The organism is Bradyrhizobium sp., assembly GCF_019244115.1.
Taxonomy (GTDB): domain Bacteria; phylum Pseudomonadota; class Alphaproteobacteria; order Rhizobiales; family Xanthobacteraceae; genus Bradyrhizobium.
On sequence record NZ_JAFATE010000908.1, the window covers coordinates 1 to 5,698 of the forward strand.

General features: G+C 63.1%; 6 protein-coding genes. 3 read left to right on the top strand and 3 right to left on the bottom strand.

Annotated features, from left to right (window positions below):
- Nucleotides 1–118: 118 nt before the first annotated feature.
- The 3 genes from JOZ76_RS37655 (at nucleotide 119) to JOZ76_RS37665 (ending at nucleotide 3,125) form a co-directional block, all read left to right on the top strand.
- Nucleotides 119–529: a hypothetical protein gene (locus JOZ76_RS37655; protein ID WP_291706432.1), complete on the top strand. Its 411-nt coding sequence runs from the start codon at nucleotides 119–121 to the stop codon at nucleotides 527–529.
- A gap of 281 nt (nucleotides 530–810) precedes the next feature.
- Entirely contained in the window at nucleotides 811–2,355 is a 1,545-nt protein-coding gene (locus JOZ76_RS37660; RefSeq protein ID WP_291706433.1) for a hypothetical protein, read from the top strand.
- Nucleotides 2,355–3,125: an FkbM family methyltransferase gene (locus tag JOZ76_RS37665; RefSeq protein WP_291706434.1), complete on the top strand. Its 771-nt coding sequence runs from the start codon at nucleotides 2,355–2,357 to the stop codon at nucleotides 3,123–3,125. Before JOZ76_RS37660 ends, JOZ76_RS37665 begins: the two co-directional genes overlap by 1 nt.
- A gap of 6 nt (nucleotides 3,126–3,131) precedes the next feature.
- On the opposite strand, the gene JOZ76_RS37670 is transcribed toward JOZ76_RS37665, so the two are convergent.
- The 3 genes from JOZ76_RS37670 to JOZ76_RS37680 form a co-directional block, all read right to left on the bottom strand.
- Nucleotides 3,132–4,103: an acyltransferase family protein gene (locus JOZ76_RS37670; RefSeq protein ID WP_291706435.1), complete on the bottom strand. Its 972-nt coding sequence runs from the start codon at nucleotides 4,101–4,103 to the stop codon at nucleotides 3,132–3,134.
- Between the two features lie 24 nt (nucleotides 4,104–4,127).
- Complete coding sequence (locus JOZ76_RS37675) at nucleotides 4,128–5,351, bottom strand: lipopolysaccharide biosynthesis protein (RefSeq protein WP_291706436.1); 1,224 nt, start codon at nucleotides 5,349–5,351, stop codon at nucleotides 4,128–4,130.
- Nucleotides 5,352–5,432: 81 nt separating this feature from the next.
- Nucleotides 5,433–5,698, bottom strand: a 266-nt coding sequence (locus JOZ76_RS37680) for a glycosyltransferase (protein ID WP_291706437.1), incomplete at its 5' end; no start/stop codon positions are given.

The following is a 5,698-nucleotide window of genomic DNA, read 5'->3' on the forward strand; positions in this document are numbered from 1 at the left end:
GATGCACGCGAGCAGCTTCGCGTTTTAGAGAAATTCTCAAACATTCTTCTGATTAGAGACATTCTCAAACATTCCTCTGACAGCGGGAACGTGCGCCGACGCCTCATTCCACAAGCGAATGACCACGCATCGCGACCAAGCGCACAGGCTCGCCACGACTTCGGCAGCCCTTCGCCTCAGTCGCGACCTGAATCTTCGAGAACGGTGCGACGCGTTGTCGGCGGATGCCGGGTTTTTGCCAACACTCAACGGGTTGAGGTTACAGACGATGAACGCCATGCCGGAGGAATGCCTGCGGATCGATCGGTCCCGACGACCCAGCCATTCCCTGCCGACCGACACGATCCCGCCAGCCCAAGTCATTGCGCGGGTCGATGGCTTTCCGCCGCCGGACACCCCTTCCGATCGTGCGACGGCACGCAATACGACCTGCGGACGCCTGATCATGATTGCCTTCGTCGCGGCGGCGCCCGTTGTCGTCGGCGCATGGTTGTGGCTGCTCGGCCGCGTTGCGCTGGCGCTGCTGTGAAGCGGACGGCCCCGACCATCTTGCTGGAATCGAGCCAAGGACCTCTTATTCTCCCAATCCGAAGTTCGCGCCGCGTGGACGCATGCAGCGCATATCAGGCCGCTCAACACCACCATATTGCCTCGTTTGGCGTGTCCAAGCTCGATGGTGGCGCAGCGCCAGCGTGCCGGCGTGCGCCACGGTCCGACTCCAACATCTGCGCGCCACCGCAGCGGGCACTCCGCCGAGTGCTTGGAATTGAGAGGACCACGCGGCGGCGATTGATGAATGGAGCAGTTGAGTTGACGTTCGCTTTTGACAATTCGTGGCGTATGGGTCGCGAACGTCAGCTCCGCTCCACCGGTTCGACCATCGCAAGATTCCGCGGTGACCGCCCGGCGGTCCAGGCGGCACAAGCGCCCTCGCTGCTCGACCTGTTGTTCGCGTTCTCGATCGTCGTTTACCCGGCGAACGCCGCAATCGGGCTCGACGTCCTCGGCGAAGCCCGCTCGGAACCCTACATCCTCATCAATCTGTTCTTGTCGCCGCTCGCCGCGGTCCATCTCTACCGACGAGGATTGCGCACCGAGCGCCTGCTGTTGCTGTTCGCGACCGCCTTCCTGGCGGCGGTCGCGATCTCGATCATCGCCAATTTCAGCAGCATCCTCGGCAATCAGCTGAAGGGACGAAGCGGACTCTCCCGGCTGCTGTCGACGACGATGGTGCCGATGTTCGGCTTCTACTTTGCCTATCTGGTGTATTTCTATTCGACCGCCGCATTCCGGACCCTGCTAGCGGCGCCGCTGTTCTGGGGCGCGGTGCTGGTCGTCGCGGTCGGCGACGTCGAGCTCGTGTCATGGAAGGTCGACGCGGTCTACAACATCTTCCTGCAGGCCTCCGGCGTCATCCACGCGCTGATGCGCCGAGGGCATTTCATCATCGGCCGCATCCAGAGCGTGACCTATGAGGCGTCGAATTTCGGCATGTATGCGATCTTCACGCTGCCCTGGCTGTGGGCCTTTGCCAATCAGCGCAGCAGTGCGCTGCGGCGGCTCGCGTGCTGGGCGCTGTTCCTCAATCTCCTCGCGCTGTCATTCCTGTCCGGCCGGACCTCGCTGGTCGGCGTGCTGCCTGTCGTGCTGCTGATCCCGTATCTGCGGCTGTTCCTGGTCGCGCGCGGCGGCGCCTATCAAGGCCTGCACCATGCGCTGATGGCCTGCTATCTGGTGCTGAGCATTGCGCCGCTGATTGCGGTCGCGCTGTACCAGAACGAGATCGCCGCGGCCGCGATCGCCTCGGACAACATCTCGAACGTATCGCGCTTCGGGACCATGGCGATCCAGATCAACGAGTTCCTGACGAGCCCGGCCTTCGGCATCGGCATGGGCCAATATCCGTTTAAGGTGACGCAGCTGTTTCCGTCCTGGGCGGACACCTGGGAATTCCAGAAGTGGATTACGGATCCCGATGCCTCGTTCTTTCCTTCCTTCTCGCTCTACAGCAGGATCCTCGCCGAGCTCGGCGCGGTCGGCTATGCGGTCTGGCTGTTCTTCTGCACGCTGCTGCTCGGAAAGGTCGCAGCGACGGCGCACCGATTCTATCTTCAGCACGGCGCCTTTCCCTACATCGGCGCGGCCATCATCTGCGGTTTTTTCGGCCTGCAGTTCAGCGGGTGGGTGATTGCGAGCTACAAGATTCCCTACATCTGGCTCGTGCTCGGCCTGGCCGTGGCCTACATCAAATCGCCGCCGGCGATGGAAAGCAAACGGCCTGAGCGCCGGCTCGATCTGGAGGCTGCTCGACGGCATTTTCCGGTTTCGCCTCGCAGGCCGATGGAGGTCGCTTGATGTCGGTGCTCAAGACGCTGATCGAGAGAGCATTTCCCAGGCTAGTTCATGCCCGGCGCATTCGCCGCCTCGGTGCGCGCGAAAAGGAAATCAGGCTTTTGCCGCTGCTCTGCAGCGAGGCCAAGATCGCCGTCGATGTCGGCGGCAATCTCGGCCTTTACGTGCATCATTTCCAGAAACTGTGCAAAAGCGTCGTTGTGTTCGAGCCCATCCCCGTGCTGCAGTCCTACTTGAGGAAGCAGTATCACGACGTCAGGGTCGAAGGCGTTGCGCTCTCCGATTCCCCCGGCCAGGCGCAGCTTCGCATGCCCTCCGGCATCCATTCATGGGCGACCATCGCAGCGAGCAACGATCTCGCGCTCGCCGATCCCGCCGCCCTGACCTCGATGGAGGTGCCGGTCCGGACCCTCGACAGCTACGCGCTCGACGGCGTCGGCATCCTCAAGGTCGATGTCGAGGGACATGAGGAACACGTGCTGCGCGGCGGCATCGGACTGCTGTCGCGCGAAAAGCCCAATATCCTGGTCGAAGTCGAGGAGCGTCACAATCCGGGCTCGGTGAAGCGGGTCTCGGATTTTCTGAGGGGCCTTGGGTATGAAGGCTTCTATCTGCATGATGCGAAGCTGGTGCCGATCGCGGAGTTCCGGATCGAACGCGATCAGCCCATGCGGAATGTCGGCACGTCCGGCAAGATCGGCCGCTACATCAACAATTTCATCTTCGTCCCAGCGGACCAGTCGGCGCGCCTGCAGCGCCTCGCCGCCAGTTGAGGCAGTTCAGTCGAGCAGGAGCCATTTGCTCACGCCGAGCCGCCTGAGCAAGGTCAGGGCGGCGATCGGAACAGCGATGCCAGCGAGCGTCAGGACGACGACCAGCATTGCTGATGGCGGCATCTGCAGGCCCTTGAGCAATGCGATGCGCAGGCCGGCAACGACAAGCACGTGCATCACATAGATCGACAGCGTCGCCTTGCCGATGCTCGTCAAAGTGGCGGGCCAATCCGCGCGGCTCTGTCCGATACAATAGAGCGCGTGCAAGGCAAACGCGCAGGCCGGGATCGCCAGTGTATAGGGGACGCCGAGCACGTAACACGCCGCGCCGGTGGTCAGATATCCAAGGAAGGACAAGCCGGCCTGTTGCGCGCTGCCGCTCGCGTCATCAAGCAGTTTCCGCCGGGCGACTTCGGCGCCCAGCAGCAGCCACAGCGATCCGTAAGCCGCGCCGTGGACATCACGATCGAGCGCGAGCACGACAAGGGCGAGACCCATCGCGATCAGTCGGACCCACTGCTGGCGCCCGGTCAGGAAATGCAGCGTCTGGGCGCAGACCAGCGCCAGAAAAAACCACATGATGCCGTTGATGTGGAGCGGGTTGATCGCATCGAGATAGCCGGCCCTGCCAAAACTGCGATTGATGTATCCCGAGAAGAACACGGCCGGGATGGCGTTGATCGTGTTCCAGATCAGATAGAGCAGGACGAGCCGCCCGATGCGCGCAGCAAACTGCTTCCACGTCTGTTCCGCATGACGCTCCAGCAGGATTCCCGAGGTGGCGAAGAACACCGGCACGTGGAAGACATAGATGAAGTAGTCGAGGGCGGGATAGACCGCATCCCAATAGATCCCCGAGGCTTCGCCGGTCTGAAACAGTCCCCGCTGCACATGACCGAATACCACCAGCATGATCGCCACGGCGCGCACGACATCGATCGCAGCACTTCTCGCAGGCGGCGCAGGCTGCCAGGCCATGTGCTCAGGCGCGCCTGCGAACATTTAAGAAACCCTTTTCCGCCAACCGGCCAGCATGCCGGCCGCAAGCACAGCGGATTGAAACAGGCCGGCGAGGCCGACCGCCAAGAATGCACCGAACAGGTCGAGGCGCGGCACCAGGACATAGGTCAGTCCGGCCGCGACGAGCGCCGAGCCGACATAAGCGAACAGGATGGTGCGATAGAGCCGAAGCGCCGTCGCGGCCGCGGCGGCAATCGATCCGCAGAAGGCGAGGAATATGGTCGGAATAGCCGCCGCGAACAGCGGCTGGGCGTCTGCGAAACGCGGCCCGTAGATCGTCGCGAGCAGCGTCCGGCCGGCGAACTCAATCAACAGCCAGCCGCACAGGCATCCGAACAGCGCGAACAGCATCAGCGCGCCGGCCAGAAACAGGAATCGTCCGGCCGAGCGCTGGCCGGCAAAGCGCGCCAGCATCGGCAAAGCGGCCTGGCAGATAACGGCCACCAGCATGCCGCCGAAATTCGCGAAGTACTGGATCGCCGTGAAGTGACCCAGCGCATCCGCCCCGAGCAGATGCACGATGCCGAATCGCGGCGTATAGACATTCAGGATCATGATCGCGCTGGACAGGCCGAGCGGTAGGCTGACGGCAAACAACGCCCACCGGCGCCCGACAGCTTTGGCATCGGCCGAGATGATGTCGTCCGGCATCGGGACCAGCGCGTGACGCTGGCGATTGTCGAAAGACAAATAGATCGCAAGCCAGGCGAGCGCGAGCGCGAGCAGCGCCGTTTCCACCGTGCCGCCGGCCCAGAGCATGGCGGGGAACAGCGCGGCCGTGGCGGCAAATCGGAGCCCCGCGGCAATGGCGATGGTATGGCTGCGATGCGCCTTCTGAAATACGCCGGAGTTCAGGTCCGAAAATCCCTCGACGAATTTGAGCGCGGAGAACGCCGCGATCGTCGCCCAAAACCCCGCGCCATCGAGCAGGCCCGTCGATGCGACGAGGGCGAGACCGCCGAACAGCAGCGCCGGAAAGACGAGGCGCAGGAACAGATAATCGGAGAACGGGTAGCGGTTGTCCTCGACCACATAATGGTTACGCAGCGCGAGCCATCCCACATAGGACAGGCAGGTCACATAGGCCTGGGCCAGCGAGATCTGTCCGAGCGCGGCAGGTCCGCCGCGATGCGCGACGACCGACACGATCAGCCATTGCGAGCCCGCGACAAAACCGGTTGCCCCAAGCATCCAGGACGAGCTCACGACGACGTCCCGCCACGGCGGTCGCGTCCTCTCCATGATTTCCGGCCGATCCCGACAAGCGAGCGTCACCACGCGATCAACTCAAGCTGAACAGGCTGACAATGTCTCGTAGAACCGGTTCCTGATCGGCTGAATCCGGCCGACCGTGAACCGCCGCGCCGCCGCCAAATTGGCCTGGCTGGCCTGCGCCAAGAAATCCGCTCTGCGAAGCGCATCGCGCAGCTTCAAGACCCAGTCCTCCTCGTCGTTCACACGCACCAAAAACGGCGCGTCGAGCAATTCATGATTGCCCGGCAGCGCGCTGGCAAAGCAGGGCAGCGCGCGCGCCATCGCCTCGATCACGACCC

Excerpts from the sequence above, each read along its gene's own strand:
- JOZ76_RS37665 (WP_291706434.1), top strand. The coding sequence starts at position 2,355 with ATGTCGGTGCTCAAGACGCTGATCGAGAGAGCATTTCCCAGGCTAGTT.
- JOZ76_RS37655 (WP_291706432.1), top strand. The coding sequence starts at position 119 with ATGACCACGCATCGCGACCAAGCGCACAGGCTCGCCACGACTTCGGCA.
- JOZ76_RS37670 (WP_291706435.1), bottom strand. The coding sequence starts at position 4,103 with ATGGCCTGGCAGCCTGCGCCGCCTGCGAGAAGTGCTGCGATCGATGTC.